We start from the raw sequence: 26689 nt of genomic DNA on the forward strand, positions 1-26689 counted from the left end.
GGGTGCGCATCACGAGCGGTCGGGTGAGAGTTCCCGGCCCCGGCCGCGGCCCTTCAAGATGGCGCCCGCATCGCACGCAACTGCACTGGTTCGCGACCCTGCGTGACAGCGACGGCACCATCCTCTGGCAGGACGACTGCCGCGACCTCGGGCGCCTCCTCGATTTGGCCCGGCCCATCGCCGCCGCCTTCGACTGCGTGGAACGTCTCGGTCAAGAGTTCGAGCCGTGGGACGACATCGTTGAAAGGGCTGAGATATGAGCGCGTGCGAGGTCGACCGGACATTCCCTGAACCCGACGTGAAGGAGACCGACCATGGCTGAGAAGTGCGACCAGATCATCAGCGAGGGCGAGCGCTGGTCAGTGTTCGACATCCTTGACGCCGCAACCATCGCGTCGTTCGACTCGTGGGGCGTGATGTTCCCCGAGGAACGTGCCCGCGAGGTTTTCGAGTCCTACCCGCGACGCGCGTCACTGCTGCGCGAGAAGGTCGTGAAGTACGAGCGCGAGATCGTCGACATCGACCCGATCGAGGACGACGGCTCGCCCTCAGAACCCGACGAGGCCGAGGAGGCGGAGCGTCGCCGCGCGTATCAGGCAGGCGAGTGGTGCGGTGAGTGTCGATGGGGCGTGGTCGAGGACCCGCCGTGCTGCACCCTCCCTGAACCCGACGTGAAGGAGGCCGACCGATGATCGGGCAGCGCATCTGCTCGTGGGCATGCATGGAGACTCGGCACGACGACTGCACGGGAGGCGGGTGCGTCTGCCGATGCCACGTCCACCCTGACGATTCAGGGAAGGCCACCGGATGAGTCCCCGCCCCGCGTACACCCCACCCACCCGAGCGCCGGAACCGATGAGCCCATGCAAACGCGGATGCTGCTGGTCGCCGTACGGCCACTCGACGGCCGCCGGCGCGGCCTGTACCTGCCACACCCAGACGGAAGGAACCACGACATGACCGACGACTTCCTCAACGTGATCGAGCGCCCGTGTGCGCGCCAGTGCGTTCGCGCCGCCACCGAGGCTGACCCGCAGATCCTGCCCGCGACCCACGGCCGTTACTGCTCCCGCTGCTGGGGGCGCATCGACCAGGCGCTCATCCAGGCACCCGAGCTCACCGAACACATCCTCGGCAACGTCACCAGCACGGGTCAGGCCGGCGGCGAACGGGTCGACGCGACGAAGGATGCACCACTCCCGTTCAACGAGGGCGCGTTCGCGGACGCCAACGAGCTCTACTCGCTCCTCGCATACTGGTGCGGCATCTGGGCCGACTACCTCGAAGTGCACACACCCGCCCCAGCGAAGCGTGCATGGCGACGGAAGTCGGGAACGGTCGTCGGCCTCCCCGCGGGCACGACGCCGCAGATCGGTGCCCGCGACGTCGGGCTCATGACTCGCTGGCTGCGCGAACGCCTCGACAACATCCTCGACCTCGCACCCGAGGACGTCGACGAGTTCGACGAAGCGATCCGCGACGTGTGGCGCATGAACACGCGCTGGCCGCGCATCGAGAAACCCCGATACTCCGACCTGGAGTGCCCCGCGAGCGAGTGCGAGGCGAAGATCGCCGTCTACCCGCCAGCCGAGGCAGGCGGAACGAAGTCGGTCGCGTGCGACGGGGGACACTACTACTCGGAGGAGGAGTTCGACGAACTCACCGTCCAGCTGATCGCGCAACGACTCGAGCGTGCCCGCCTTGCACGAAAAGCAGGCAGACAACGCCAGTCCGCGGGCCGGACGGACCAGCAGAAAGCGGACGACGTGCGCGCGGCGCTCTGGCAGAAGTACGGGTGGGTCGACGGGAAGCCGGGCGAAGAATCCGCCTGACACGCCGACTTGACATGACTTACGGTCAGCCGCAGTTGTATAATCGTCGTGTTAGGTTGCGCCCGCACGGGTCGCACAAGCGAAAGGGCTTCCACTCAGGTGGGAGCCCTTCTTGCGTTAACCCCCGAGTGTCGAGCCGGGGCGGGCCGGAACCATCCACCCTCCCTCGCCCCGGCGACACGTCACAGACTCACAACCGAAGAAGCCGAAGCCGGGTCAAGCCGCGGTCGGCACCAAGGCCTTCATGTCGGGCCTGCCCTCGGGCGAAGCGCAAGCAGATGTCCGCCACGTGCGAGGGCACGCGGGTAGCGAGTCGGTGCTGCCACCGTCAGCCGTTCAATCGGCATCGCCCCGCGGCCCTCGCCGTGTGCACGACCACAGGAGGGCCCCGATGAAGCGCCCCACCCTCTGGCTCACCGGACTCCTCGCCGCCGCCCTCGCCATCGTCACATGGCTGAACGTAACCGGCCCCTGATGCGCTACGCCGCCGGCTTGGTACTGGGCGCCACCATCGCGACCGTCATCGCCTGCACATGGCGACTCATCATCCCCGCTCTTCTCGCGAGAGGCGACACCCGATGAGCTGGCTCCGCGACCTCGCCGACACCGCCGAACAGAACCTCACCAACGCCATGGACGACCTCACCCCAGAGGAGCACGACGAATGAGCGCAGAGACACTCGCGGGCGTCGCAGAAGCCATCCGCGAGCACGTCGCCGACACCCTCGGCCCCGAGTACATCCTCACCGACTGGTTCATCGGCTACGCCACCATGTACCACGAACCCGACGCCGACGAAGGCATCGGGTTCACCCACTCATACGCGACCTCGAGCACCGCACCTCACGCGGTCCTCGGCGTCGCACAACTCGCAACGGCCAGCCTCGAAGGCGACCTCTTCGGCGACGGAGAATGACGTGCCCTCCTGGGACCTCTGGCTAGACCACGTCAACGTCCTCAAGCACCGACACCACAAAGAACTCGCCGCCGTCGAAGCAGCCCGCGCCGAAACCATCTGGGAACTCGAATACGTCGCCCAACTCGCACAGACCATGGTCAACGCCCCACACACTGACCGTGAACGATGCGCGACCGAAATCACCGCAGTCATGCGCAACGCCGGCCACTGGGACGCAGGGAGCCACTGATGCCCGACGACACCGAGTACGTCGGCGCCTGCGAGTGGTGTGACACCCCGTACAAGTCCGCGGCCGCACTCATCGCCTGCGAGATCCGCTGCGCACAGGACCGCGGACGCGAGTAGGGGAACAGCATGCAGCTCACCCAGGCCGAGCACGCCGCATCAGAAGCCAGCGGCATCGAGGGTGAAGACCTTCGCTCGGCGCTCGAAACTGCCTGCCGGCTCGCAGGAGACGACACCCCGCTCGACAGATGGCTCGAGCGCATCAAGAGGCTCACGACAGGTGAGACCTTCGCGGAGTACGGCCACGACGCAGGGCGCGTCGTCCTAGCCCTCGCCTCGCACCACAACGGACCAACAGACATGCAGGAGGACATCATGACCAGCACCACCGAGACCGTGTACGGCGTCGCCCGGGGACAGAAGATCCTCAGCGGCGGATTCGCCAACGTCGAAGGCGCTCGCGCCGAGAACGCATGGTACGAGAAGCAGGCAGAGGGCATCGGCCTGAAGCCTGACACCCGGGTCGTCACCTACGACATCACGACCACGGTCGAGACCGGACGGCCGACGACGTACGTCGAGCCCGAGCCTGACGTCGCAGCCGAGACGGCAGAGGCGCCCGAGAGCGACCCTGCCGGAGAGCCCGACGCCGACTAGGCCGAGCGCATGGCCTGGCACAGCAGCAACCGCAGGGCCACCCTCCCGAAGGACTGGACCACCGTCCGCAAGCGCATCCGTGCGCGAGCGGACGGCATGTGCGAACACCGAACCAACGGCCGCCGCTGCACCAACCCAGGCACCGAGTGCCACCACATCGGCTCAGCGACAGACCACCGCGACGAGATGCTCGAGTGGATCTGCAGCGACTGCCACAAGGTCGAGACGCAGAAGCAAGCACGAGCCCAGCAGCACGCCAAGTACACGGCGGCGAAGAAGCGCCCGACCGAAGCCCACCCCGGCATCCGCACCCGGAAGCCCTGATATCGAAGACCGCTCACCCTGTCGGGGGTGAGAGCCCACGGCTGGACTGATCCCCAGCGCGGTGGGCATCACCTGTACCCACCGACATGGGAGCCAGACATGGCCGAACGAACCTGCACCCGCGACGACTGCGACACCGAGCTCTACGCCAAGAGCCTCTGCCGACGCCACTACAAGCAGACCCGCCCCCGAACGCCCGACGTCCTCGAGACGGTCGCGTGCGACGGATGCAGGGACAACTACCAACGCCCCAAGCGGAAGCACCGCTACGCCGGGTCGTTCTGCTCCTACCTCTGCCGCGACTACGTGCGCGTCGGCCGCGGACTCACGTGCGACCTGTCTCCCACACATTGGGCTGTGGCATGGGGCTCGACATGCCCATGGACGCCGAAGCCGACCGCCTCCCGCATCTTCCAATGCGGGGCCTGCGGCGAATGCGGCACCCCGATCACAGAACCGACAGGCCAAACGCCATCGGCATGGTGCTCGCGCGTGTGCGCACGCCGAGTGGAGCGCCGCCGTCGTCGAGCCCGCGAGCACGACGCGCCCGGCGAGTACCTGTACGTCGACGTGATGCGCCAGTACCGCCGCCAAGGCTACGTCTGCGCATACTGCGAAGCCCCATGCTCCGGACTCCCCGAGCCTGAACACGTTGTCCCGCTCAGTAGAGGCGGACGCAACGACATGACCAACCTCGTAGCCGCATGCCGAACCTGCAACTCCGACAAGAACGACATGACCCTCAACGAGTGGCAGACAGACCGCGCACGTAGAGGACTCATGCCCGTACGCATCGACGGAGACGCGTTCACACACCTCGTGCCAGAGGTCAACACCCCGACAGGCACCGCCTACCGCCACCGCGACGCGGCGTAGCGACAGGCACCCTGCCCCCCTCCCCCCTTGGTCCTCCACCATGACCGACGGGCCTAGCAATCAAGGATCTGCACGCATTTTCGGGTGGTTTTTCGACTAGCAGGGCTGGTCGCAGGGTCTAGGAGGCTCAGATGGGTGCACGGAAGGCGCCAGAAGGACTCGGCGCGAAGGCGAGGGCGTTCTGGACGGAAACGACGAAGGTCTACGACCTCTCGGCGCATGAAGCGCTGATGCTCGAGGGCGCCTGCCGTGAGATCGACCTCATCGACAGACTCGAGGATGAACTCGACGGCGCAGCGCTCGTCTCGCGCGGTTCGATGGGCCAGGACGTGGCACACCCGCTGCTGGGCGAGGTTCGTCAGCACCGTGCGGCGTTCGGATCGATCATGAAGCAGCTCCGACTCCCCGAACTTGAGGACGAGGCACCGATGTCGCCGCGTTCGATGCAGGCGCAGGCCGCGGCGAATGCCCGGTGGAGCCGTGGCGCGTAGGCGCGCCGCTGCGAAGCACGACGACTCGTCCGAGATCCTCCGGTACTACCGCGACCTGCTGAACGAACCCGATGAGCGGCCCGACTACCGGTATCCGCCGGCCCACCTCGGCCCGACGTGGGAGACGGACGACCGCGGTCGGTTCATCCTCCCGGAGCGGTCGATCGGATGGGCGTCGCTCGTCTGGGCTGGCCAGAAGCTGCAGCTGAAGCGTGGCGTGCCGTGGCAGTTCACCGCCGAGCAGGCGCGCATGTGGCTGTGGTGGTACGCCGTCGACGAGCGCGGGACGTTCGTCTTCGACCGCGAGGGCGTCATCCAGCGGCTCAAGGGTCACGGAAAGGACCCGTGGGGCGCGGTCTACTGCGCGAACGAGCTTGTCGGCCTCCCCGTGTTCGACGGGTTCTCGAAGGGCGAGACGCTCGCGACCGAGCAGCCCGATGCGTGGGTCCAGGTCCTCGCGGTCACGCTCGAGCAGACGAAGAACACGATGCGCCTGTTCCCGCGCCTGTTCACGGACGACGCGAAGGCCGAGTACCGGCTCGCGATCGGTAAGGAGCACATCTACGCGCTCGGCGACGAGCGATACCTGCAGGCGCTCACATCGAACCCGACCGCGCTCGAGGGCAAACGCCCGACCGCGACTCTCGCGAACGAGACGCACCACTGGCGGGCCAACAACAACGGCATCGACATGTACGAGGCGCTCTCACGAAACGCGGCCAAGTCCGCCGAGGGCGTCAACGGCCGGCTGCTGCAACTCTCGAACGCGTACGAGCCCGGCATGGACTCGGTGCTCGAGCGTACCCGCCTCGCATACGAGCTTGCTCAGGCGCGTCCGGACGAGATCCTCCTGCAGGGCCTCATGTACGACTCGCTCGAGGCTGGCCCCGAGGCGCCGCTGATCGACCCGGACAACCCGGACGTCATCAACGACGTGATCGAATCCGTCCGTGGCGACTCGACGTGGCTGAACGTGAAGCGTCTACGGAAGCAGGTCGAGGACCCACGCATCCCGCCGTCGCAGTCGCGTCGGTTCTGGTACAACCAGATCACCGCGAACGAGGAGTCGTGGGCGGACCCTTTCGCCGTCGAACGGCAGGCCCGGCCCGAGTCGAAGCTCGAGGCCCGCGACGAGATCGCACTGTTCTTCGACGGCTCCAAGTCGGACGACGCGACCGCGATCGTCGCGTGCCGGATCTCCGATGGGCAGGTCTTCACGATGGGCCTCTGGCAGGCTCCGCCGAAGGCACGCCGCGGCACCTGGACGGTGCCTCGCGGAGACGTGAATCAGCGCGTGCGGCAGATCTTCAAGGCCTACCGGGTGGTCGGGTTCTTCGCTGACCCGTCACACACGCGCGAGGACGGCACCCTCGACAGGTACTGGGCGCCGCTGGTTGACGAGTGGCACCGCGATTTCGGCGGGCAGTTGCTCGTCTGGCCGCAGAACAACAAGCACTCGGTGTCGTTCGACATGTCGAACCGGCACGGTGAGGGCGCGAAGTTCGTCGAAGCGGCGGAGCTGTTCGTCGAGGACCTCGAGAACGGCGACCTCTTCCACGACGGGAACCCGGAGCTGATGCGGCACATGAAGAACGCCCGTCGGTTCCCGACTCAGCACGGTGTGTCGCTCATGAAGGACGGGCCAGAGTCGCCTCGGAAGATCGACCTCGCGGTGTGCGCGGTCGGTGCGCGGATGGTCCGCCGGCTCATTCTCAATCTCGCCGCAAAGCGCGGCCCCAAGGGAACAGTGTGGTGATGCTGTGAAGCGCAACGACGTGATCGAGCTCGCCCAAGAGCAGCTCATCCCCCTGTGGCTGAAGGAGCGCAAGGATCAGACGGTCCTCCGGGACTGGGCGCGAGGCGTGCACGTGTCGCCCTTCAAGCCGAAGGAGTCCGACCCGGAGCTCGAGTCCCTGCTCGAGAAGACGCCGGTCCCGTTCATCATGCTCGTCGTGTCGATCCTGGCGCAGACGATGGACCTGAAGGACTACCACCCCGGCGACGAGGCCATGCACGACGACCTCTGGAAGATCTGGCAGGGCAACCGCATGCCGATGCGCCAGAAGCGCCTGTACAAGGCGTCGCTGCGCGGGCAGGGCTACACGATGCTGCTCCCGGGCGAGCCGGTGCCGGTCGCGAAGATCTTCTCCGCCCGGAACATGGTCGCGGTCTATCAGGACCCCGAGGCCGACGAGTGGCCGATGTTCGCCGCGTACGGCGAGCAGGCCGACCGGAACCACTTCCACTTCACCGTCGCCGATGAGGGCGAACTCCACACCATGCAGATGGGCCCCGAGGGGCAGGAGCTCGAGTTCATCGAGACGAACGTCCACCGTGCCGGCATCACCCCCGTGATCCGGTACTCGGGCGGCGTCGACGACGAGGGCGCCGTGATGGGCGAGGTTGAGCCTCTCATCCCCATCCAGGCGAACATCGACCAGACCAACTTCGACCGGCTCATCACGCAGTCGTTCGAGGCGTGGAAGGTGAAGTACATCACTGGCATGGCGAAGCCGGAGACGGATGCCGAGGCCGAGCGCATCAAGATGGTGCTCGAGCGCGGTCACATGCTGCTCATCGAGAACCCCGAAGCGAAGGTCGGCACGCTCGACGCGTCCACGCTCAACGGGTACATCGAGGCCCGCCGCGACTCGAAGCAGGACCTCGCGTCGACGGCGCAGATCAGCCAGAAGACGATCGTCGGCTCTCAGTCGAACAACTCGGACGGCGCGGAAGCGCAGGCGGCCGAGGAAGCATCGACCCAGCGCAAGATTCAGGACTACCTGACGGCGTTCGGCGAGTCGCACGGCCAGTTCTTCCGCCTCGGCGGCCACCTCGCCGGCATCAAGGGCGCATGGGAGGACTACGCCGGCATCGCCGACTGGGCGAACTCGGAGATCCGCTCCCTGTCGCAGGTCGCTGACGCGGTCGGCAAGCTCCGCACGCAGGTCGACGCCCCGATCGAGGGGCTGTGGGAGATGATCCCCGGCATGTCGAAGGAACGCCTCGACCGGTGGAAGGACCTCCGCAAAGAGGACCGCGACAGCGACCCGCTCGCGCAGGTGGTGCGCGGCATCCAACAGCCGTGAACATCACCGAGATCGCGGAGGCGTACGGGGCAGAGCAGGCCGACCTGAACAAGGTCGCGGCGGCACGGCTCGCAACGTTGTTCCCGGCGCTCGATCTGAAAGACCTCGAGCGGTCGGCTCCTGGCTGGATGTTCGGCGTCGAGGCGGTCACGCTGGCGCACCACGCGAGCTCGCAGTCCCTCGCCGCCGACGTCTACTCCGACGTTCGCCGTGAGGCGGGCGTGAAGAGCCGGGTCGGGTTCATCTCCTCCGACCTGAACGGCGGCAAGCTGCGCGCGTCCCTCACATATGAGGGTGTGTACGCGGGCAAGCATCTGCTGTCCATCGGGCAGCAGATCCCCGACGTCGCACGCATCCTGCTCGCCAACACGTCCGGCATCGCCCTCAAGCATGGGCAGGCCGGCGGCCGGGACCTGATCGCCGACACCGGGAAGAACGACCAAGCATCCACGGGGTTCGGGTACATCCGCATGACGGGCGCGAGCCCATGCGGTTTCTGCGCGATGAAAGCGCTCGGCACCTACCGGTCCGAGGCGACCGCGGGTCAGGACTACCACGACCACGACCGCTGCTACGCGCTCCCGCGCGTGCGGGACGCGCTCCCCGAGGGGTACCCGGATCGTATGGCCCAGTTCCAGCAGGTCTACGACGAATCGGTCGTTCTGCGCCGAGGCCCGACGGGCGGCTTCCTCGTCGACGTGAAGCCGACGATCCGCAACATGAACCGCGCGATGCGGGCCGCATAGAGCTTCCCGGCGCGATCGCCGGGAGAGTACCACCCGCCCATGAGGGGCGGGCGATCCCTAGGAGGGACACCATGTCGCAGGGCGACAACATCGAGACCGAGCGTGTCTTCGGTCTCCCGTTCCGTACGAACCTCGAGCTGATGGGCATCCGATTCTTGGATGCCGGCGGCGACGGAAGCGGAGCCGGTGACGGCGACGACGAGGACGACTCCGACGACGAGCAGGGCTCGGGTGCCGGGGACGACGCTGACGAGCAGCACTCGGACAGCGACGAAGACGAGGACGAAGACGAAGGGTTCGACGGCGACTTCGACGCGAAGCGCGCCCGCCGCACCATCGACCGTCTCCGCCGCGAGGCAAAGGCCGCCAAGGCCGACGCCGCCGCGGCGAAGCAGGGCGGGCCCGACACGTCCGCGATCCAGGCGGAGAACCTCCGCCTGAAGGTCGCGCTCAAGACGGGCCTCGACGCCGACCTCGCCGACCGGCTGAAGGGCACCACCGAGGACGAGCTCCTCGAGGACGCACAGAAGCTGCTCGACCGGTTCTACCCGGAAGAGAAGAAGCTTCCGAACCGGCAGCCCAAGCCCCGCCTCCGCGGTGGCAAGGACCCGGACGAGGAGCCCGAGCTCACCGCCGACGACATCGTCAAGAAGGCGCTCGGCCGATAGACCCGCTGGGGTTCGCCATGAACCCTTCTGCGGCATCAACCCATCCCAAGGAGGACCCTCATGGCAAACATCTTCCAGAAGGCGACCCGGCTCGCCGGAACCGCGCTCGCGATCCTCAAGCGCGAGATCAAGCTGCCCGGCATCTTCACCTTCAAGTTCGGCATCGCCGACTTCAAGGGCGCCGCCGGCGACACGGTGATGGTGAAGCGGCCCCCGCTTCTCCGTGCCCGTGACAAGGGCTGGCGCAACTCGAACGCGATCGTCGTGGACGACCTCGCACAGTCGAAGATCGCCGTCAAGCTCGACAAGTTCCCCTACAGCGCGGTGCACCTCTCGCCCGAGGAGGCCACGCTCGACGAGGTCAACTACGTGCGCGACATCCAGAACCCGCAGATCCAGGCGATCAGCGAGTTCTACGAAGACGTCATCGGCGACACCCTCGCCGCGGCCGACTTCGTGCTCGAGGTCAACTTCACGCCGACCTCCCCCGCCACGGCCTACAACCACGATCCCGCGACCGTCGCGCTCCGCGCCCGCAAGCTGCTGAACGACGCGCGCGTGCCGGCGTCGGGCCGCTACTGGCTCGTCGGCTCCTCGGTGTCCGAGTCGATCGCCGGCCACCCGCGCCTGCTCGCTGTGGACACGTCGGGACTGGGCGAGGCGCTCCGTGATGGCGTCGTCGGCAAGCTCGCCGACTTCACCATCATCGAGGTGCAGGGCTTCGACGAGACGGAGTCCTACTTCGTCCACGAGACCGCGGTCGCGCTCGCCAACGTCGCGCCCGTCGTGCCCCGGGGTGCGACGTCGGGTTCGTCCATCCAGGCGAACGGTGTCGCGATCACGCAGATCTTCGACTACGACTCGGTGTACGCGAAGGACCGCTCCATCGTGGAGTCCTTCGTCGGCGCGGCTCCGGTCCTCGACCCCGAGGTCGACGCCTCGACGAACCTCATCCTCCTCGATGAGGCCGGCGAGCCCGTCATGGCGTTCTACCGCGCGGTCAAGGTCACCTTCGGTGACCAGGGCACCACGCAGTCGAACGTCTGGACGACTCAGGTGACCGGTTCGCCCACGGGCGGCTCGTACACCGTGACCGTCGACGGCCAGACGACCGACGCGATCGCGTTCAACGCGTCGAACGAGACGATCGCGAACGAGATCAACGAGCTCAGCTCCATCGCCGGCGTCAAGGTCACGGGCACCACGACCAAGACGCTGAAGTTCACCGAGCCGGTCCTCGTCTCGGCCACGGCGTCGCTCACCGGCGGCTCCACCCCCGGTGTGACCGTCACCAAGGTCTGACCCACCTGCGGCGTCCCCGTCCCGACCACCGGGGCGGGGACGCCGCACAGCCCGGAAGGGGGTAGCCCATGGGCGCTCCGCTCGCAGACCCCGCCCGACTGGGCAGCTGGCTCGGCCTCGGACCACTCGACGGTGACAACCTCACCCGGGCGACCGAGGTCATCGGCACCATCTCGGACCTCGTTCGCGGTGAAGCCCGGCAGAACGACTGGACGCTCGAGACGGTACCGGCGAACATCGCCGCGATCGTGCTCATGGTCTCCGTCGAGTGCTGGGTGAACCCGGACAACAAGACGTCGGTCACGATCGAGGAGATCACCCGACGGTGGGAGCAGGGCGACCTGTTCTCTGCGTCGCAGCTCGCGACCATCCGCTCGTGCCGTCCCGGGCAGTCCTCGGGGCTGTCGACCATCGGCACCACGCGCGGCTACCACTCGCCCACGGTGCAACTCTCCGCGGTCGAGGGCGGGAACCCGGTGAGGCTCTATGACGGCCGCGGATATTGACCTGCTCCTCGCCAGGCGCGAGGCAGAGTCCGAGATGCGGGACAAGTGCATCATCGTCGACCCCGCTGGGTCGAAGACGTGGAACGCGGCGACGCTGCAGTACGACGTCACCCCGCTCACGATCTACACCGGCAAGTGCAAGGTCCGCTTCGGCAAGGTTGGCGTCCGCCAAGGCGAGCAGGCCGGCCAGATCTTCATCGACCAGGACGCCACGCTATCGCTCCCGATGACTGCACCCGGGTCTGCTGGCGTCCGCAAGGACCACGTCGCGACCATCACCGAGTCCGCGACGGACGACGCACTCGTGGGCGTGGTGCTGAAGGTCGGCGCGGCACGCCGGCAGTCCAACGCGACCTCGCGCCGCTTCCCCGTGGAGGAGACCCAGTGAGCATCGACTTCGATTTCTCCGAACTCAACACGTTCGCCGTCGAGATCGAACAGGCGGATCGGAAGCTTGCGGGCAACGTCGTCAAGGCGGTTCGTACGTCCGCGTTCCGCGGTCGTCGCGCCTGGCAGAAGTCCGCTGAGGGCAACTCGAGGACACATCTTCGTGGCTACCCGGCCGCCGTCGACTATGACGACGTCAAGAATGACGGCGGTTCGATCGGCACCGACCTCGGCCCGAATCTGTCGAAGGGCCAAGGCCCGCTCGGCTTCGTCGAGGATGCACCCGGCGGCGTCAACGCCGCCCCCCAGCGGAACTATCTTGCCGCCGAGAAGGTCATCGAGAAGGACCTCGTGGTCGGTGTCCTCAAGGCTGTCGACGACTCGCTCGGGGGTGTGTGATGCGATCCGCGCACATGGCCGCTTTCGTTTCGTGGCTGGATGCTGGCATCGCACCTATCGTGCATGACTCGACCGCGCCGACGAACCCTGACGGGACGATCATTTGGGCTTCGTATGTGGTCGCGTTCGACACCGGACCCGACGACCTCGACGACGAGCGCCTGGCGGCATCTCAGCGCGTCGACTCGAAGGGCGACTACCGGTTCGTGACGAAGTCCGTCGGCATCGACCCGTTCGCGGCTCGGCAGGTCCGCGACGCGGTCGCGACGAGGATCACCGGGCATCGGCTCGTCGTCGCCGGCCGCGCATGCGGCCCGGCGTACTGGGACCCCTCGAACGCGCCCGTTCAGCGGGACACATCGGTCACGCCGCCCCTCTACTTCATCGAAGACGACTGGGTCGTCCCCTCGGACCGCGCGTAGCGGTCCCATCCTCTTCACCGTCACACCGTGGCGGTGCCCCCGGCATGGCCGGGAATCCAACCGGTGGACTTACTGAAGGAGATTCGCCATGCCCGATGTCGCAGACGTTGTGCCCCCCGCCATCGACCAGAAGGGCAACACCGTCATCTGGTGGGTGCCCGCGAGCCCCGGCATCACCGCCCTGAACGCGCCGAAGGCCGCGACGGAGCTCGGTGCGGCCACGACCTTCCGCATCACGCACTCGTTCACGCCCGACGGGTGGACCCTGACCGGGTCCCAGGCGAAGACGACCGACGACCGTCTCGCGCTGCCGACGCCGCTCGAGGCTCTCGACTCGCTCGTGAACACGTTCGGCGACGGCATCAAGTACGTCGACTCGTCCGCGGCGGGCTCCGCGGCCGTCGTGCTCGCAACGCAGACCTCGCTCGCGGGGTTCTTCGTCGAGCGCCGCAACGTGTCGAACGGCACTCTCGCGGCCGCGGCGCAGAAGGTGCGCACCATCCCCGTCACGCTCGGCCCGCAGATCCGCGGCCCGATCGACGGTACGGGGAAGTTCACGTACCTGCAGCAGGTCGCGCTCACCGCCCCGATCGTCGAGGGCACGACCGCGGCCTGACCCCCAGACCCCTGTGCGGCCCGTTCCACCGGGCGGGCCGCACAGGTCACACCTCATCACCCGGTGGACACCCGGTGGAGGAATCATGTCGGAACGCAAGGTCAAGGTCAGCCTCGAAGCTGACGTCTCGGATTTCACGCGGAAGGTCGCGGAAGCGCGCCGCTCGCTGGACGGAGTCCCGCTCACGACGCCCGTCGAGCCCGACGTGCAGGCGGCTATCCAGCGGTGGGCGTTCGACCACGGCGAGGACCTGAACCGCCGCCTCGAGCCGTTCGGTCTCGGCAACTACAACATCGCCATGCCGGTCTTCCGCCGTGTCGTGACGCTCGATGAGGAGGGCCAGAAGTGACCTCATTCGAAGAGCGCCTCGCGAAAGCCAAGGCAGCGAAGGAAGCAAGCCGCGAGTACCGAGACGTCCCGGTGATCCTGGACGCGGGCCTCGGCCAGCTTGTCGATGAACTCCGCGACGAACTCATGGTCGCACAGCAGGAGGAGGCCGGCGACGAGCGTCTCGCGCAGACGTTCGAGCGCTCGGACGCGCTGCAGGCGAAACTCGACGCGGCACTCGAGGAGGCTGCCGACCAGCTCGTCACGCTCCGGTTCAAGGAGCTCGACAGCATGGCGTGGGCGGACCTGAAGTCGCGTGCCCCGGTTCGTCTCGGTGTCGACATCGACGAGCAGTTCGGCTTCAACGTCGACCTCGTCGCTGTGCTCGCGTCCCCGATCTGCGGCTTCCGCGTCGAAGATGGAACCGAGCACGAACTCACCGAGGAGCAGTGGCGTGATGTGTTCGCCACGATCTCGGGCTACGAGACCACCCTCGTGGGTGACGCGATCTTCGACCTGAACGTCGCGACGCCGGCCCGTCGACTCGCCGCCGCAAAAAAAGCCTTCGCGACTCGCCAAGGCTGAGAGCCGAGGTCCGCCTCGCGATCCGCATGGGCGTTCCAGTGTCGCAGCTCGCGACCTGGCCGCCCGCGGATGTCGCGCTCGCTCTCGCGGAGCTCGCGATCGAGGCGGATACCGGACGGTACGGCGAGTCGCTGGCGGAAGCCACCGACCCGAGAGCAGACCCGAACGCGTACGGCCCGTACAGGTACGTCCCCGAGGGGCCGTTCACCAACCAAGCAGAGCGCACCGCGAAGCTGGCCGAAGAGCAGTGGCGGAAGGACATGCCTGAAGGCACGTCAACCGCGGGGCTGTTCTGGACGGTCCGGAAGGTCGAGCAGACGCCGCTCAGCGACCCAGCTTCCTGAAGTAGCTGGCCCCTCCGAAGAGCGCGATCGCCCCACCTAGTCCGGCGAGCACGGCGCCGACCGCGACGAGCGCGGACGCGAGCACGCCGAGCGCGAGCAGCAGCACGCCAACGCCTGCCAGGAAAAGCCCGAGGGCGATCTGCGAAGCCCAGACGGGTGTCGTGGCCTGGCTCTGCGTTCCCTGATCGGTCATAACTCGAACCCTACAACTTCAGACCGGCGCCGCGTCAGTGGCCGCCCTGACCCAATTCGGGAGGTGCGGCATGGCTGAACGCGTCGTGAAGGTCTCACTCCGGGCCGACATCAACAACTACCTGTCCGGCATGGAGCAGGCCCGCAAGAAGACCCAGGAGACCGGCTCCGAGGCCGAGAAGACCGCGGCGAAGCTCCAGCAGCAGAAGGAAGCGTTCAACCTGCTGGGTGGCACGCTGCTCGCCGCAGGCACCCTCGCGGCTGCCGCGGTCGGTGTCGCGGTGAAGAAGTGGATGGACTTCGATCAGGCGATGTCAGCGGTCGCCGCTGCCACGCACGAGACGTCGGCGAACATGGGCCGCCTGCGTGATGCGGCGCTCGAGGCCGGCGCGCGGACGGTGTTCTCGGCGACCGAGGCAGCGAACGCGATCGAGGAACTCGGCAAGGCCAGCTTGACGACCGATCAGATTCTTTCTGGTGGTCTCGACGGCGCCCTCGATCTCGCAGCGGCCAGCGGCATGGGTGTCGCTGACGCTGCAACGGCCGCAGCGATCGCCATGAAACAGTTCGGGCTCAACGGCAAGGATGTTCCCCACATCGCCGACCTGCTCGCCGCCGGTGCAGGCAAGGCCGTGGGCGAGGTCTCTGACCTGTCGATGGCGCTCAACCAGGCCGGGCTCGTCGCGAACGGCGCCGGGCAGTCCATCGAGGGCACCACCGGCGTTCTGGCCGCTTTCGCAGACGCCGGCCTCCTCGGATCGGACGCGGGAACCTCGCTGAAGTCGGCGATCATCGCTCTGCAGGCGCCCACCGACAAGGCGCGCGCCGAGATGGAGAAGTACAACCTCTCGTTCTACGACGGCAACGGCAAGATGCTGACCTACCAGCAGATCGCAGGACAGCTGGAGACGAACCTCGGCGGGCTGTCGGACGAGACCCGCAATGCGGCGCTGGCGCAGATCTTCGGCAACGACGCTCTCCGCTCTGCAAACGTGCTCTACGAGCAGGGCCAGAAGGGCATTCAGCAGTACATCGATCAGACCAACGACGCCGGATACGCGGCTGAGACCGCAGCCGCTCGCCTCGACAACCTCGCGGGGGACTGGGAGCAGTTCGGCGGCGCCGTGGAGACGGCCTCGATCAAGGCTGGCGAGGCTGCTGACGGGCCGCTGCGCACGCTCGTGCAGGCCGGCACCGAGATGGTCACCGCATGGTCGGACGTCGACCCGGTCCTGCAGCAGGGCGCGCTCGCGGTCGCGGCCGTCGGTGCTGCCGTCGCGGTCACGGCAGGACTCGCGCTTCTCGGAGTGCCCAAGATCGCGGACTACCGTGCCGCACTCGCCACGCTCGGCACGACGAGTGGTCGTGTCGCGAAGGGCGCCGCCGGCGCGGGCATCGCGCTCGCCGCGCTGACGCTGATCGTCACCCAGCTCGCATCCCAGCAGGCCGAGGCTCGTGCGAAGGCTGAGGCCTACGCCGACACTCTCGAGCAGGGAACAAATAAGGTCACCGACGCGACTCGCGAGATGGTCGTGCAGAACCTGCAGGCGAAGCAGTCACTCAACGTCCTCGGCATCGAGGTCGACGCGATCCAGTTCGACTCTGCCGCCGACGGCGCGGAAAAGCTCGGCCTCAACGTGTCGGACGTCACCGACGCCGCGATGGGCAGCGTCGACGCGCTCGAGCGTGTCGCGGAGGTCACGAAGCTCCGCAACCGCACGGACGCCGAGGCGGTCGCGATCCGCGAGAAGCTCGGCCTCAAGGAGGGCGAGTTCGCCGACGCGATCGACTCCGTGATCAACGGCGTCAAGGGCGAGTCCACGTCGATGGACGAGGCCATTCGCCTCGCGAAGCAGAAGACCGAGGCCACAGAGGAATCCGTCTCAGCCACCAACGACAACTCGGCGGCCCTCGCGGAACTTTCGGGAGCCGCGGCCGATACGAAGGGATCGATCGGCGAACTCGCGGAGTCGATCCGCGGGTTCGGTGCGGCGGAACTCGACACGCGAGACGCCGCACGCGAGTTCCAGGACGCGTTGGCCGCTCTCGACGAGTCGGTCATCGCGAACGGCACGTCGCTCGACATCACGACCGAGGCCGGTCGCAGCAACGAGGCGGCGCTCGATGGCATCGCCCGCGCCGCATTGGCCTCGGCCGGCGCGATCGCCGAGCAGACCGGTTCGGAAGACCTTGCAGCCGCGGCGGTCGACGCCGGTCGGCAGCAGTTGATCCTGAAGCTTGCACAGTTCGGCATCACCGGGCAAGCAGCGGAGGACTACGCCGACAAGCTCGGGCTGATCCCCGGCAACGTCGACACGGCCGTCGTGCTGAACAAGACGCAGGCCGAGATCGACCTCGACAACTGGGTCAACCAGTACCGGGTCATCCACATCGACACCCGCGTCGCAACTGGACCGGGTGGTACGGGCGGACAGGTCGTCGGCAAGGCGCACGGCGGCATCGTCGACTACTACGCCCGCGGCGGCATCCGCGAGAACCATGTCGCGCAGATCGCGCCCGCAGGCTCATGGCGTGTGTGGGCCGAGCCCGAGACCGGTGGCGAGGCGTACATCCCGTTCGCGCCGTCGAAGCGTGCGCGCTCGCTCGAGGTCTGGGCCGAGACTGGCGGCCGGCTCGGCGTTCCCGGGTTCGCTGACGGCGCCGCAATGCCGCCTGTCTACGCGCAGCAGCGCTGGACGTCGCCGACACAGGCGAAGACCACGCAGCAGTCGCTGGATGGGATGCGGATCAGTGGTCGCCTGGATCTCGGGAACGGGTTGACGGGCATGATCGACGGTCGGATCGAGTCGGCGTTGTCGGCTGAGGAGTTCGCGCATTCGACGGGATTCGGGGGTGTTCTGTGACGCAGACGATCCAGTACGACAAGAACCCGTCCGGTGAGGGTGCGGCCGCACGTGTTTCGCGTGCGGCCGCGACTCCCACCATCTCGACGGACACGGGCACCGGGTGGCCGGCACTGGGTTCGAAGTCGCATAAGGCGGTTGCGACGGCGGTGACGATCTGCACGACAGGTCTCCCGAACGCCGATCGTCCCGCTGCCGCGGCGGGTGAGCTCTGGTCGACGCAGGTGACGGTGCGTGCCTTGCAGGCGTGCACCATTCAGGCGGGCCTCGCGTTCTATGGGACGCTCGGGGCAACGCTGGGGACGCTGCGTGGCACGGTCACGAGCGCCGCGGTTACGTTCGCGGCCGGCGAGGTGAAGACCCTGACCATCGACGGTGCGCTCGCGCCCGCGCTGACGGCGTCCGTCGACCTGCAGGTGTCTCGCACGATCGCCGGCGCCCCTGCGATCGGTGACGCGTTCTACGTCGACAAGGTGACGCTGACGAAGACCGCCACGTCGGTCCCGTACCGCGACCCGACGACGAGCCCTGCAGCGGTGTGGTCGGGGACGGCGGATGCTTCGACGCAGGTCTACTACGACCCGACCGTGACGGTCGTGCCGTACGAGGACGACGCCCCCACCCCGCGGGTGGACATCACCCTCACGGACCTGTACCCGTCGGCCCTGACGGTCACGGTGCGGCAGATCAGCGCCGAGGGCACCGTCAACGTGCGTGACGCGATCCGGAAGCCGGACACGGCGAACGCGTTCTTCGTCACCGACTACGCGGTGCCCCCGGGCATCCCGGTCACGTACCAGGCGCAGCAGTACTCCGCGACCGGTGCCGAGCTCGGGCTGACGGGAACGGCGACGACTCAGGTCAACTTCGCCGACCCTTCGACCGTCGTCATCCAGGACCCGCTGAACGCGAAAAACTCGGTCCGGGTCGAAGCGAAGTCCGACTTCGGCGGCCTCGTGGCACGCAAACGCGACGTGCAGCTCTACCGCCGCGGGTCCGACACGATCGCGCTCATGGGGCAGATGGGGCTCCTCGAGGGTGTCCCGTTGCCGGTGCAGACGAAGACGATCGCCGACGCGGAGAAGCTGACGAAGGTCCTTGCCGTGTCGCAGGTGCTCGTCAGGTCGATGCCCGGGTATCTCCGCATCCCGAGGTGCTTGCACGTCGTCGTCGGCGCTCCTGTGGAGTCTCCGGTGGACGTCAGTTGGGGTGGCACGTGGTCGGTGTGGCCGATCGTCGGTGACGAGGTCACCCCGTCGGAGATCAACTCGATCGCGTCGCCGTTGACGTACACCCGGTTCAAGGCGACGTACGCGACGTACACGGCCGCGAAGCTCGTCTACTCGACGTACCTGCAGGCGAAGCAGTCCCCGCCGCCCGACATCTGATCTGGAGGCTCCATGTGGTCCACTGACGCCGCCCTCTGGGAAGCCCTGCGAACGCACCAGAAGGATGCCCTCACCGTGGGTGCGGCGTTCTACATGGGCGCGGTCACGGCACCCGATCTGAAGGTCGTGCAGTCGGGGTCGGTTGACGTCCGGGGCGACTCGGATGTGCAGTCGACCTCGACGGTCACCGTCATCGGCACAGGCGGATCGCTGGTGCCGAAGGCGAAGGATGCGCCCCTCGCGACGTACGGACAGGAGCTCAGCCTCCGAAGGTCCGTCGTCGTCGGGTCGACGCGTCTGGACATCCCCCTGGGGAGATTCCGGATCACGGACGTCACCGGCTCGAATGAGCGCCTCCGGTCCGGTGTCGTCATGGACTGGTCGGTCCAGTTGCGGTTGCAGGACCGGTTCGAGCAGATCCGCGCTGATGACTTCCTCGCCGCAGATGGGCCCCGGGCGGGCGGCACCGTGTACTCGGAGCTTCGACGCCTGTCACCGATCCCGGTGCAGACGAACACTGCCCTCGCGGATGCTTCGGTGCCGTTGTCGACGGTGTACGACACGCGTATCGGGGCGATCCGAACCCTGTGCAGCATCCTCGGCGCCACCCCGGCACTGACCCGCGACGGCGTCCTGATGCCCCGCAAGACCGATCGATGGTTGACGGACACGACACCCGATTTCACGATCGATGGCGTCGTCGACTGGCAGGACTCCATGTCGAACGACTTCTACAACCAGGTGCAGGTGCGGTCGACGGTGAACAACGACCTCGTGGCGTACTCATCGATCACGGACATGTCGAACCCCCTCGCAGTCGGCAGGGCGGGCGGGCGCACGTATAAGACGGCCGCGCCGATCTACGACACGCAGGCCGCCGTGAACGCTGCCGCGGTCACGTACCGGGACCGACTCGCGAACCGCCGTTCCCGGACGGTGGACGTCGTGTGCACCACGGAGGCGCTACTCCTCGACGTCGGCGACTTCGGTCTCGTGAAAGACACGTTGACGGGGCGGCAGGTGCTCGGTGAGGTCACGTCGATCCGGTACCCGCTGAACCCGGCCGAACCCATCCCGCTCACGCTGACGGTGTCGGAGGAACGATGAAACGCCTTGGTGAAGCCGCCGCGCGCGCGGAGCAGCAGCTCGCGCAGGGCGCCTCGGACATGTCCGTCGGGCAGTGCGTCACCGTCAACGACGCGTCCGTGCCGCCGATGGTGCAGGTCAACCTCGGCGGTGGGGTGCAGTGGATGCCGTACACCGGCGCACGGCCGTGGCCTGGTGAGCGTGTCCTCGTCGGGTACCTCGGACGCAAGCCCGTCTGCCACGGGCCGATCTACGGTCACCCGCTCGGGACGGTCGTCTCGGTCGCATCCGGGATCGTGACGGTGACCGGTGATGACGGGCAGACGTACCGGTACTCGTGTGCGTTCGCTGACACCCTGTCGACATCGAACCGTGTCGCGATGCATCACGCGGCCCGTCAGGTCATCCACCGGATGTCGGCGGAACCTCCCGGGTCGACGTTCACGCCCCCGCCCGAGCCGCCGCCCGTGTCAGTCGTGCAAACCCGAACGTTCAGCCCTATCGACTCGGGCGACTGGTACTACTCCGGCAGCCGTTGGTACGGGCAAGAGCCGACGATCTCGGAGAACCATGCCGGGTTCTACTTCTACGGCACCCAGATCGCGGACACCATCCCGGACACCGCAACGATCATCTCCGCGACGATGTGGCTCGTCGAACTGTGGGACAACGTGCCCGGGACGCCGTCGCAGCTCGGGTCGCACGGCAACCCCACGAAGCCCGGCTTCGCGCCCGGCCTGTCCGGGTCGCTGACGGTGAACAACACCGGCAACTACGACGTGTCGTCGTTCGCGAACGCCCTGAAGACGGGGGCGCAGTTCGGCCTCGGCTTCTACCGTGGCAACGGGTCACCGGGCACCGGATATCGGGCGTACGGGACGTACGCGCAGTCCGGTGCGATCACCATCACCTGGTCGTAGACCACCCAACCATTCGCATGCCGCCTCCGGGCGGCGTTCGTCGTTAAGGAGCCCCCATGGCTGGAATCACCGGGTGGACGAACACCCCGGACACGTTCGACCCCGCACCCCAGATCGACGCCGTCTACGGGCATATCGACGCGAAACTCGCGACCCCCGTCGCGAACGCCGCCGCGCTGCCCGCCTCGGGGAACTGGATCGGGCGGCAGCTCATGGCGTCCGACACGGGCATCGTGTGGGTGTGCACCGCGCTCCCCGGAACGTGGAAGCGGCTCGCGCTCGCTGACGACTCCGGGTGGACGGCCCTCACCCTGAACGGGTCGTGGACGGCGAATGGCGGCGGCACGAACCCGCCCCTCGCGCGCGTCCTGAACGGGCACCTCGAGATCACCGGCCTCATCGACCGCGCCGCACCGGCCGGCGGCACTGCGTTCACGCTCCCGGTGGGGATGCGGCCCGTGAAGACGGCAGTGGTGTTGGCGTTCTCAAACTCCGGCGCATGCGGCCTGTTCATCCCCGCCTCGGGTGTGGTCGACGTCATCAGCACAGCAGGCACGGCACTCACAGGCGCAGTGACGAGCATCTCGCTCACCATCCCCCCGCTGCCGATCCTCTGACAGGAGTGGACCCATGACGCACAACCCGTTCGCCGGCGTCCGCATCACCGGCACTTGGGAGGACCACGCCAGCTACTCCGCTGGCGGCACCGACCTGCCACTCGGCTACGACACCGCCATTCCCGCGCCCGCGTCCGGCACGCTCCGCACCTCGGGTGGGTCCGGTGAGTGGGCGTGCGGCTGGGTCGGGTCCGCGGGGCGCCGTTCGATCCTCACCCTCGACACGCCCCTGCCGCGACGCTCTCCCCGCCGCTCCTCACCTTCCGAGGCTGAGGGGCCGATGGTCGCGATCGTGCTGCAACACCAGTCCGCGTTCGCCGGGCAGGGCTGGCATCCCGAGGGCGCGATCATCGGCCGCTCGGGTGCGTCGGCGAACGGGAAGGACTACGGCGGAGACATCCACCTGCACTGGCACGGCCTCGACGCGCAGGGCCGCCGCCTCCGCATCGAATCGTTCCTCAACGGCGCCAGCACCGCCGGCGGGGGAACCGCGACCATCCCCGACGAAGCACCCAAACCACCCACCAGACGAGAGGGCGACACCATGCCTACGTTCATCCGCACCGCCCAGCACGGGCACTACAGCGTCGCCCCGGGCGTCGTCGTCGGGATCGGCAACCCGAACTTCATCGACTCGGCCGTGTACGTCGCCGCGCAAGTCCCGGGTGGCCCTCTGCCCATCGTGTACGACGTCGCACCTGACGACCTCGCGAACTTCATCTACGGGCTCTCCGGCTGCCCGGCCACGCATATCCCCGCACCGAACTACGCCTGGTACGCCGCGATCGCGTACGCGAAGACCACGCCCGAGGGCGACAGCTTCCGTGACCTCGGCCCCGGCGAACTCGACGAGCTCGCGTCGAAGGTCCGCGCCGCGATCATCAAGCCCCTCTGATGACGGAACCCGAGCCCGGCGGCTGGGAGTTGATGCGATCCATCAACTCCCTTCGAGAGTCCGTCGACAAGCTCGCCGCAGGCATGGTGACGCAGGGCACGCTCGCGATCATTCAGGCCGCGCAGAAGCAGACCGACGACCGGCAGGACGCCCGGTTGAAGGAGCTTGAGACCGAGCTCGCTGAGGCGCGGAAGACGAAGGCGCAACAGTGGTTCGCGATCGGCCTGTCGATCCTCGGAATCGTGGGGACGATCATCGCGGGCGTCATCGTGTTCAACCTGAACCGGGGGGTCGGCTGATGACCGATGCGAAGGGTACTCGCGCGTGGCGGGTCGCGACCGTGGTTGTCGTGCTCCTCGCCGTCGCCGCGGTCATCGCGGGCGGTGTGTTCCTCGCCGTCGCGAACACGCAGCTGCGGCTCGAGCTGGCGTCCGCGCACGACGACTTGCAGGCGTCGCAGGAGAACGCCGAGGCGCTGTATCAGCAGCTCCTCGACGAGGGCGTGCGGCCCGACGCGGAGAAGCCGTCCGAGGTGGTCAGCCCGCTGCCCGGCACGCCCGGCGCTGACGGGCCGCAGGGCCCGCGCGGCGCTGACGGCCGCGACGGCGTGCCGGGCGCATCCGGCGCCGCGGGTACGGCCGGGCAAGACGGCAAGCCCGGGCAGATCGGCGCGGCCGGCCCGGCCGGGCAGGACGGCGCTCCCGGCGCGTCCGGGGCCGACGGTGTACCCGGGCCGCAGGGCGAACCCGGCCCGGCGGGACCGCAGGGGGAACCCGGACCCGCCGGCCCAGCAGGGGCACAGGGCGAACCCGGGGCGACGAACGTGCTCGAGCAGTGGACGTTCACCGTCAACGGCACGACGTTCCTGTGCGCCATCACTTCCAGTCAGCCGTACGCGTACGACTGCCAGCCAACCCCACCGAAGGAGTAGCCCCATGGGCAAGCACGAGTATCTCGTCCCCGCGGACACGAAGCGCGCCGCCGCGCGCGGCTTCATCCGCACCGCATCCCAGTCGCTCGCGTCCGCGATCCCGACGTCGGCGATCGCGATCAGCCTGACCGGCGAGTTCTGGACCGGCGTCGCGCTCGGCGTCGGCGGCGCGCTCGTGACTGCGGGCCTCGCCGGCGGTGCGTCCGCGCTCTCGATCCTGTCGAAGGGCATCCCCGAGGACTACCAGCCCTCGCTGCCAGCCTGACCCCTGCACGACCTGACGCCCCCGACGCCCGCTCACCTCGAGCTGGCGTCGGGGGCGTTTCGTCATGCCCGGAAGTCGGGGTACCCCTGGAACGGTCGCGGACCGTGCGACGCGATGAACGCGTGGTGCACGCCCTCGAGCGATGCCCGCAACGTCCGCCACCTGCCGACGGGTTGCCCGCGGAGCTCGCCGACGTAGCCGACCTCGGCGCCGATGCGGACGATCCTCACGGTGCCGTACGCGTCGCCCTCGGAGTCGACCATCGTCCACACGCCCGGGGGCGACTCGACGGCATCCATGAACGGATGCCAACGAGGTGCGTCAGCGGGCATCAGCCGGCCAGGCTACTGGTTCGCCGCCACCAGCGTCGCGTAGCCCCCAGCGTCTGCGCCGTCGGCCTCGCATGCTCGCGCGACTGCCTCGACATCCTCGGAATAGGCGTCGCGGTTGTCCATCCACACGATCATGTGCGGCGGCTCGGGGAGGTTGTCGACGAGCGCCTGAATGCGCGTCTTTACGTCGCCATCGGCGATCAGGAGTGCCTTGTCGAACTCGGCCGGGATGTCGGTCTCGAGGGCATTGGCTCCGGTCACGGCTTTCCCGACGGTGACAGTCACTTCGCCGAAGGTCTCGCAGGCCTCGACGTTCGCGGAGACAGGTGCGCTCGTCTCCGTGGGCTCGGGCGGTGAGGCTGGCGAGGCGCTGCATCCTGCGAGGAGGAGGAGCGTGGCGGCGGCGAGTAGGAGCCTCTTCATGGTCGCGAGCATATCTGGCTACGCCTCGATGCGGGGGAGCACGTTCGACATGATCGCGGCCATGGAATCTGACATCTGCGTCTGCACGTCGGGTAGCAGGTGCCCGTACGTGTTAATCGTCGTCGTGATGGACTCGTGCCCGAGGCGCTGTTGGATGAACGGCAGCGGCTTGCCGTCGGCGATGAGCCATGACGCACCCGTGTGGCGCAAGTCGTGCGGGGTCGGCACGGGGTCGAGGCCCGCGCGGACAACAGCCTTGTCCCACACCTTCCGGAACGGCGAGTACCACTGGCGTCCGCCGAGAGGCCCGGTGAACACGTAGTCGTCTGGCGCGCCGGGTGCGCCAAACTGCTGGACGAGCTCGGGCCACAGCGCGATCGTCCGTCGGCCGCGTCTCGTCTTCGTGACGCCGATGCGCGTCTTCTCATGGCCGTGCTTCTTCTTCCACGCCTGGTGGAGGCTGACCGTCGGGGGAGTGGTGTCGCCGTGGACGTGCTTCCACTGCAGTGCGGTCGCCTCCGACCATCGCGCCTGGGAGCCGACGAGGAACGCTACGAGCGGTCGGTAGTGCTCGGGCGTCGCTTCGTAGAGGCGAGCGAACTGCGCGCGCGACAGGAACACTGCCTCTTCCTGCATGCCTCGCGACAGGCGAGTGCGGTACGCCGGATTCTCGGTGGCGACGCCGTGCGTCTGTGCGCCCTTGAGGACGCTCGAGAGCAGCGCATGGTAGTTCCGGATGGTCTTTGCCGAGAGAGGCTTGGAGGATGCCACACGGACGCCGCCAGCCGTGACGCGCGTGGCGGGCTGCGCCTCCTGCCACGCGACCCACTGGCCGATGTCCTGTTTCGTGATCGAGTCGACTGGGTACTCGCCGAGCGTGACGAGGAACGACCGTTCGGCGATGCGCCTGTAGTCGTCGCGTGTGGCGGGGTCGATTCCAGTGAGCAGGCCCGACTCGGGGTCGAGGTACTTCACCGTCCAGTCGCGGAGGGTGATGACGTTCCGGCCTTCACGCCGGCGCCTGAGGACGTCGCGGGCGGCTGCGCCATCGACTCGGTCGACGAGCGCCGCGAACTGGGTCGCGCCGCGCTCGTCATCGAAGGTGTCAGTGACGACCTTGCCGTCGATGCGGTGCTGGACACGCCATACGATCTTGCCGGACTTCAGCTTGTGCGGTCGCGCGTTGACCATCTGAGAGTCTCCTTCGCTGGCGACTCAACCCGATGTAGTGCGGGATGTAGTTTCAGCCTTCCGGATGACCCTACAGCCCTTGTATTCATTGGGGTGAGTAACGGGGCTTGAACCCGCGACCTCCTGGACCACAACCAGGCGCTCTACCAACTGAGCTATACCCACCATGCACCTGTTCGACTCGCGATCAGGCAACTCGACGAGCTTACTACACCTTGACGTCGAATTCGTTCACGACGGCCTCGGCGATGTCGTGGAGTTCGGCACTCGTGGGTCCGGGGTCGGCAACGAAGACCGCGCGACGGTAGTAGCGCAGCTCGCGGATCGACTCGAGGATGTCGGCGAGGGCACGGTGCCCACCGTTCTTGGCGGGCGACTGGAAGTACGCGCGCGGGTACCAGCGGCGAGCCAGCTCCTTGATCGACGACACGTCGACGTTGCGGTAGTGGAGGTGCCCGTCGAGGCGGGGCATCTGCTTCGCGAGGAACGCGCGGTCGGTGCCGATCGAGTTGCCGGCGAGTGGCGCCTTCTGCTCGTCGGGCACGTGCTTCAGCACGTACTCGAGCACCTGGTACTCGGCATCGGCGACCGTCACGCCGTTCGGGATCTCTTCGATCAGGCCGGACGCGGTGTGCATGTTGCGCACGAACTCGCCCATGTTCTCGAGTGCGCTCGCGTCGGGGCGGATCACGATGTCCAGCCCCTCGTCGACGGGGTTGAGGTCGTAATCGGTGATCACGACGGCGATCTCGACGAGCTCGTCGACCTCGAGGTCGAGGCCGGTCATCTCGCAGTCGATCCAGACCAGTCGGTCGCTCGCTGTTGCCATGCCGCGAGTCTACCGGTGCGCTCCGACACGGGCCGGATGCC

General features: G+C 67.7%; 36 protein-coding genes, 1 tRNA gene and 1 pseudogene. 32 read left to right on the top strand and 6 right to left on the bottom strand.

Features of this window, described 5'->3' with window-relative positions:
- Positions 1 to 2: 2 nt before the first annotated feature.
- From ATC03_RS08835 to ATC03_RS08930, 23 genes and pseudogenes are all read left to right on the top strand, one after another.
- Positions 3 to 260 (top strand): hypothetical protein, encoded by a 258-nt coding sequence (locus ATC03_RS08835; RefSeq protein WP_067875754.1) that lies wholly within the window; start codon positions 3 to 5, stop codon positions 258 to 260.
- Positions 261 to 314: 54 nt separating this feature from the next.
- A complete protein-coding gene (locus tag ATC03_RS08840) occupies positions 315 to 692 on the top strand; it encodes a hypothetical protein (RefSeq protein ID WP_067875757.1) in 378 nt (125 codons plus the stop codon).
- Positions 693 to 956: 264 nt separating this feature from the next.
- Positions 957 to 1832: a hypothetical protein gene (locus ATC03_RS08845; RefSeq protein WP_067875760.1), complete on the top strand. Its 876-nt coding sequence runs from the start codon at positions 957 to 959 to the stop codon at positions 1830 to 1832.
- A gap of 664 nt (positions 1833 to 2496) precedes the next feature.
- Complete coding sequence (locus ATC03_RS08850; RefSeq protein WP_067875763.1) at positions 2497 to 2748, top strand: hypothetical protein; 252 nt, start codon at positions 2497 to 2499, stop codon at positions 2746 to 2748.
- A 1-nt stretch (position 2749) separates the two neighbouring features.
- Positions 2750 to 2980 carry a hypothetical protein gene (locus ATC03_RS20250; protein ID WP_152030907.1) on the top strand — a complete coding sequence of 77 codons (231 nt, stop codon included), beginning with the start codon at positions 2750 to 2752 and terminating at the stop codon, positions 2978 to 2980.
- Between the two features lie 125 nt (positions 2981 to 3105).
- On the top strand, positions 3106 to 3633 hold the full coding sequence (locus ATC03_RS08855) for a hypothetical protein (protein ID WP_067875766.1): 528 nt from the start codon (positions 3106 to 3108) through the stop codon (positions 3631 to 3633).
- A gap of 9 nt (positions 3634 to 3642) precedes the next feature.
- On the top strand, positions 3643 to 3957 hold the full coding sequence (locus tag ATC03_RS20255; protein WP_152030908.1) for a hypothetical protein: 315 nt from the start codon (positions 3643 to 3645) through the stop codon (positions 3955 to 3957).
- Positions 3958 to 4530: 573 nt separating this feature from the next.
- Positions 4531 to 4638 (top strand): annotated as a pseudogene (locus tag ATC03_RS21260) (HNH endonuclease); the annotation flags it as partial.
- 3 nt (positions 4639 to 4641) lie between these two features.
- Positions 4642 to 4833, top strand: coding sequence for a hypothetical protein (locus tag ATC03_RS21265; RefSeq protein ID WP_232338870.1), 192 nt, complete (start codon positions 4642 to 4644; stop codon positions 4831 to 4833).
- Between the two features lie 131 nt (positions 4834 to 4964).
- Positions 4965 to 5324 (top strand): hypothetical protein, encoded by a 360-nt coding sequence (locus ATC03_RS08865; RefSeq protein ID WP_067875772.1) that lies wholly within the window; start codon positions 4965 to 4967, stop codon positions 5322 to 5324.
- Positions 5299 to 7080 carry a hypothetical protein gene (locus ATC03_RS08870; protein ID WP_084003400.1) on the top strand — a complete coding sequence of 594 codons (1782 nt, stop codon included), beginning with the start codon at positions 5299 to 5301 and terminating at the stop codon, positions 7078 to 7080. Before ATC03_RS08865 ends, ATC03_RS08870 begins: the two co-directional genes overlap by 26 nt.
- A gap of 4 nt (positions 7081 to 7084) precedes the next feature.
- On the top strand, positions 7085 to 8413 hold the full coding sequence (locus ATC03_RS08875; protein ID WP_067875775.1) for a phage portal protein: 1329 nt from the start codon (positions 7085 to 7087) through the stop codon (positions 8411 to 8413).
- Positions 8410 to 9159 (top strand): VG15 protein, encoded by a 750-nt coding sequence (locus ATC03_RS08880; protein WP_067875778.1) that lies wholly within the window; start codon positions 8410 to 8412, stop codon positions 9157 to 9159. The genes ATC03_RS08875 and ATC03_RS08880 overlap by 4 nt, the downstream gene beginning before the upstream one ends.
- A gap of 71 nt (positions 9160 to 9230) precedes the next feature.
- Positions 9231 to 9827, top strand: a complete 597-nt coding sequence (locus tag ATC03_RS08885) for a hypothetical protein (RefSeq protein WP_067875781.1) — start codon at positions 9231 to 9233, stop codon at positions 9825 to 9827.
- Positions 9828 to 9887: 60 nt separating this feature from the next.
- Entirely contained in the window at positions 9888 to 11129 is a 1242-nt protein-coding gene (locus ATC03_RS08890) for a P22 phage major capsid protein family protein (RefSeq protein WP_067875784.1), read from the top strand.
- A 68-nt stretch (positions 11130 to 11197) separates the two neighbouring features.
- On the top strand, positions 11198 to 11635 hold the full coding sequence (locus ATC03_RS08895; RefSeq protein ID WP_067875787.1) for a hypothetical protein: 438 nt from the start codon (positions 11198 to 11200) through the stop codon (positions 11633 to 11635).
- Positions 11616 to 12023, top strand: coding sequence for a DUF6093 family protein (locus ATC03_RS08900; RefSeq protein WP_067875789.1), 408 nt, complete (start codon positions 11616 to 11618; stop codon positions 12021 to 12023). Before ATC03_RS08895 ends, ATC03_RS08900 begins: the two co-directional genes overlap by 20 nt.
- On the top strand, positions 12020 to 12421 hold the full coding sequence (locus tag ATC03_RS08905; RefSeq protein WP_067875792.1) for a hypothetical protein: 402 nt from the start codon (positions 12020 to 12022) through the stop codon (positions 12419 to 12421). The genes ATC03_RS08900 and ATC03_RS08905 overlap by 4 nt, the downstream gene beginning before the upstream one ends.
- Before the next feature lie 116 nt (positions 12422 to 12537).
- The gene (locus tag ATC03_RS08910) at positions 12538 to 12843 is read left to right on the top strand and encodes a hypothetical protein (RefSeq protein ID WP_067875795.1); all 306 of its coding nucleotides are present in this window, start codon (positions 12538 to 12540) and stop codon (positions 12841 to 12843) included.
- 88 nt (positions 12844 to 12931) lie between these two features.
- Positions 12932 to 13459: a phage tail tube protein gene (locus ATC03_RS08915; protein WP_067875798.1), complete on the top strand. Its 528-nt coding sequence runs from the start codon at positions 12932 to 12934 to the stop codon at positions 13457 to 13459.
- A gap of 85 nt (positions 13460 to 13544) precedes the next feature.
- Entirely contained in the window at positions 13545 to 13808 is a 264-nt protein-coding gene (locus ATC03_RS08920; RefSeq protein WP_067875801.1) for a hypothetical protein, read from the top strand.
- Positions 13805 to 14371, top strand: a complete 567-nt coding sequence (locus ATC03_RS08925) for a hypothetical protein (protein ID WP_067875804.1) — start codon at positions 13805 to 13807, stop codon at positions 14369 to 14371. The genes ATC03_RS08920 and ATC03_RS08925 overlap by 4 nt, the downstream gene beginning before the upstream one ends.
- Before the next feature lie 38 nt (positions 14372 to 14409).
- Positions 14410 to 14715, top strand: a complete 306-nt coding sequence (locus ATC03_RS08930; RefSeq protein ID WP_067875807.1) for a hypothetical protein — start codon at positions 14410 to 14412, stop codon at positions 14713 to 14715.
- On the opposite strand, the gene ATC03_RS08935 is transcribed toward ATC03_RS08930, so the two are convergent.
- A complete protein-coding gene (locus tag ATC03_RS08935) occupies positions 14696 to 14908 on the bottom strand; it encodes a hypothetical protein (protein ID WP_067875810.1) in 213 nt (70 codons plus the stop codon). The two genes, ATC03_RS08930 and ATC03_RS08935, sit on opposite strands and share 20 nt — an antisense overlap.
- 70 nt (positions 14909 to 14978) lie before the next feature.
- Between ATC03_RS08935 and ATC03_RS08940 the strand changes: the two genes are divergently transcribed.
- The 9 genes from ATC03_RS08940 to ATC03_RS08980 all read left to right on the top strand — a co-directional run bounded on the left by ATC03_RS08940 (position 14979) and on the right by ATC03_RS08980 (position 23873).
- A complete protein-coding gene (locus ATC03_RS08940) occupies positions 14979 to 17771 on the top strand; it encodes a phage tail tape measure protein (protein WP_067875814.1) in 2793 nt (930 codons plus the stop codon).
- Complete coding sequence (locus tag ATC03_RS08945; RefSeq protein ID WP_067875817.1) at positions 17768 to 19159, top strand: hypothetical protein; 1392 nt, start codon at positions 17768 to 17770, stop codon at positions 19157 to 19159. Before ATC03_RS08940 ends, ATC03_RS08945 begins: the two co-directional genes overlap by 4 nt.
- Positions 19160 to 19171: 12 nt before the next feature.
- The gene (locus ATC03_RS08950) at positions 19172 to 20266 is read left to right on the top strand and encodes a hypothetical protein (protein WP_067875820.1); all 1095 of its coding nucleotides are present in this window, start codon (positions 19172 to 19174) and stop codon (positions 20264 to 20266) included.
- Positions 20263 to 21165 carry a hypothetical protein gene (locus ATC03_RS08955; RefSeq protein WP_067875823.1) on the top strand — a complete coding sequence of 301 codons (903 nt, stop codon included), beginning with the start codon at positions 20263 to 20265 and terminating at the stop codon, positions 21163 to 21165. The genes ATC03_RS08950 and ATC03_RS08955 overlap by 4 nt, the downstream gene beginning before the upstream one ends.
- A 56-nt stretch (positions 21166 to 21221) precedes the next feature.
- Positions 21222 to 21782, top strand: a complete 561-nt coding sequence (locus ATC03_RS08960) for a hypothetical protein (protein ID WP_067875826.1) — start codon at positions 21222 to 21224, stop codon at positions 21780 to 21782.
- 13 nt (positions 21783 to 21795) lie between these two features.
- Entirely contained in the window at positions 21796 to 22677 is an 882-nt protein-coding gene (locus ATC03_RS08965; RefSeq protein ID WP_067875829.1) for a hypothetical protein, read from the top strand.
- 83 nt (positions 22678 to 22760) lie between these two features.
- Positions 22761 to 22976: a hypothetical protein gene (locus tag ATC03_RS08970; RefSeq protein WP_152030911.1), complete on the top strand. Its 216-nt coding sequence runs from the start codon at positions 22761 to 22763 to the stop codon at positions 22974 to 22976.
- Positions 22976 to 23608, top strand: coding sequence for a collagen-like domain-containing protein (locus ATC03_RS08975; protein ID WP_067875836.1), 633 nt, complete (start codon positions 22976 to 22978; stop codon positions 23606 to 23608). Before ATC03_RS08970 ends, ATC03_RS08975 begins: the two co-directional genes overlap by 1 nt.
- A 4-nt stretch (positions 23609 to 23612) precedes the next feature.
- Entirely contained in the window at positions 23613 to 23873 is a 261-nt protein-coding gene (locus ATC03_RS08980; protein WP_067875839.1) for a hypothetical protein, read from the top strand.
- A 62-nt stretch (positions 23874 to 23935) separates the two neighbouring features.
- Here ATC03_RS08980 and ATC03_RS08985 read toward each other — a convergent pair whose 3' ends face one another.
- The 5 genes from ATC03_RS08985 to orn all read right to left on the bottom strand — a co-directional run bounded on the left by ATC03_RS08985 (position 23936) and on the right by orn (position 26648).
- A complete protein-coding gene (locus ATC03_RS08985; protein WP_067875842.1) occupies positions 23936 to 24205 on the bottom strand; it encodes a hypothetical protein in 270 nt (89 codons plus the stop codon).
- A 12-nt stretch (positions 24206 to 24217) separates the two neighbouring features.
- Positions 24218 to 24628 (bottom strand): hypothetical protein, encoded by a 411-nt coding sequence (locus tag ATC03_RS08990; RefSeq protein WP_152030912.1) that lies wholly within the window; start codon positions 24626 to 24628, stop codon positions 24218 to 24220.
- 18 nt (positions 24629 to 24646) lie between these two features.
- Positions 24647 to 25819: a tyrosine-type recombinase/integrase gene (locus tag ATC03_RS08995; protein WP_067875848.1), complete on the bottom strand. Its 1173-nt coding sequence runs from the start codon at positions 25817 to 25819 to the stop codon at positions 24647 to 24649.
- An 89-nt stretch (positions 25820 to 25908) separates the two neighbouring features.
- Positions 25909 to 25984 (bottom strand) — tRNA-His (locus ATC03_RS09000).
- Positions 25985 to 26027: 43 nt separating this feature from the next.
- Positions 26028 to 26648 (bottom strand): oligoribonuclease, encoded by a 621-nt coding sequence (gene orn / locus ATC03_RS09005; RefSeq protein WP_067875851.1) that lies wholly within the window; start codon positions 26646 to 26648, stop codon positions 26028 to 26030.
- Positions 26649 to 26689: the final 41 nt, after the last annotated feature.

The organism is Agromyces aureus (genome assembly GCF_001660485.1).
Classification (GTDB): Bacteria; Actinomycetota; Actinomycetes; order Actinomycetales; family Microbacteriaceae; genus Agromyces; species Agromyces aureus.

Excerpts from the sequence above, each read along its gene's own strand:
- ATC03_RS08840 (WP_067875757.1), top strand. The coding sequence starts at position 315 with ATGGCTGAGAAGTGCGACCAGATCATCAGCGAGGGCGAGCGCTGGTCA.
- ATC03_RS08845 (WP_067875760.1), top strand. The coding sequence starts at position 957 with ATGACCGACGACTTCCTCAACGTGATCGAGCGCCCGTGTGCGCGCCAG.
- ATC03_RS08850 (WP_067875763.1), top strand. The coding sequence starts at position 2,497 with ATGAGCGCAGAGACACTCGCGGGCGTCGCAGAAGCCATCCGCGAGCAC.
- ATC03_RS08855 (WP_067875766.1), top strand. The coding sequence starts at position 3,106 with ATGCAGCTCACCCAGGCCGAGCACGCCGCATCAGAAGCCAGCGGCATC.
- ATC03_RS20255 (WP_152030908.1), top strand. The coding sequence starts at position 3,643 with ATGGCCTGGCACAGCAGCAACCGCAGGGCCACCCTCCCGAAGGACTGG.
- ATC03_RS21265 (WP_232338870.1), top strand. The coding sequence starts at position 4,642 with ATGACCAACCTCGTAGCCGCATGCCGAACCTGCAACTCCGACAAGAAC.
- ATC03_RS08865 (WP_067875772.1), top strand. The coding sequence starts at position 4,965 with ATGGGTGCACGGAAGGCGCCAGAAGGACTCGGCGCGAAGGCGAGGGCG.
- ATC03_RS08870 (WP_084003400.1), top strand. The coding sequence starts at position 5,299 with ATGCCCGGTGGAGCCGTGGCGCGTAGGCGCGCCGCTGCGAAGCACGAC.
- ATC03_RS08885 (WP_067875781.1), top strand. The coding sequence starts at position 9,231 with ATGTCGCAGGGCGACAACATCGAGACCGAGCGTGTCTTCGGTCTCCCG.
- ATC03_RS08890 (WP_067875784.1), top strand. The coding sequence starts at position 9,888 with ATGGCAAACATCTTCCAGAAGGCGACCCGGCTCGCCGGAACCGCGCTC.
- ATC03_RS08895 (WP_067875787.1), top strand. The coding sequence starts at position 11,198 with ATGGGCGCTCCGCTCGCAGACCCCGCCCGACTGGGCAGCTGGCTCGGC.
- ATC03_RS08900 (WP_067875789.1), top strand. The coding sequence starts at position 11,616 with ATGACGGCCGCGGATATTGACCTGCTCCTCGCCAGGCGCGAGGCAGAG.
- ATC03_RS08915 (WP_067875798.1), top strand. The coding sequence starts at position 12,932 with ATGCCCGATGTCGCAGACGTTGTGCCCCCCGCCATCGACCAGAAGGGC.
- ATC03_RS08920 (WP_067875801.1), top strand. The coding sequence starts at position 13,545 with ATGTCGGAACGCAAGGTCAAGGTCAGCCTCGAAGCTGACGTCTCGGAT.
- ATC03_RS08935 (WP_067875810.1), bottom strand. The coding sequence starts at position 14,908 with ATGACCGATCAGGGAACGCAGAGCCAGGCCACGACACCCGTCTGGGCT.
- ATC03_RS08940 (WP_067875814.1), top strand. The coding sequence starts at position 14,979 with ATGGCTGAACGCGTCGTGAAGGTCTCACTCCGGGCCGACATCAACAAC.
- ATC03_RS08950 (WP_067875820.1), top strand. The coding sequence starts at position 19,172 with ATGTGGTCCACTGACGCCGCCCTCTGGGAAGCCCTGCGAACGCACCAG.
- ATC03_RS08955 (WP_067875823.1), top strand. The coding sequence starts at position 20,263 with ATGAAACGCCTTGGTGAAGCCGCCGCGCGCGCGGAGCAGCAGCTCGCG.
- ATC03_RS08960 (WP_067875826.1), top strand. The coding sequence starts at position 21,222 with ATGGCTGGAATCACCGGGTGGACGAACACCCCGGACACGTTCGACCCC.
- ATC03_RS08965 (WP_067875829.1), top strand. The coding sequence starts at position 21,796 with ATGACGCACAACCCGTTCGCCGGCGTCCGCATCACCGGCACTTGGGAG.
- ATC03_RS08970 (WP_152030911.1), top strand. The coding sequence starts at position 22,761 with ATGGTGACGCAGGGCACGCTCGCGATCATTCAGGCCGCGCAGAAGCAG.
- ATC03_RS08975 (WP_067875836.1), top strand. The coding sequence starts at position 22,976 with ATGACCGATGCGAAGGGTACTCGCGCGTGGCGGGTCGCGACCGTGGTT.
- ATC03_RS08980 (WP_067875839.1), top strand. The coding sequence starts at position 23,613 with ATGGGCAAGCACGAGTATCTCGTCCCCGCGGACACGAAGCGCGCCGCC.
- ATC03_RS08985 (WP_067875842.1), bottom strand. The coding sequence starts at position 24,205 with ATGCCCGCTGACGCACCTCGTTGGCATCCGTTCATGGATGCCGTCGAG.
- ATC03_RS08990 (WP_152030912.1), bottom strand. The coding sequence starts at position 24,628 with ATGAAGAGGCTCCTACTCGCCGCCGCCACGCTCCTCCTCCTCGCAGGA.
- ATC03_RS08995 (WP_067875848.1), bottom strand. The coding sequence starts at position 25,819 with ATGGTCAACGCGCGACCGCACAAGCTGAAGTCCGGCAAGATCGTATGG.
- orn (WP_067875851.1), bottom strand. The coding sequence starts at position 26,648 with ATGGCAACAGCGAGCGACCGACTGGTCTGGATCGACTGCGAGATGACC.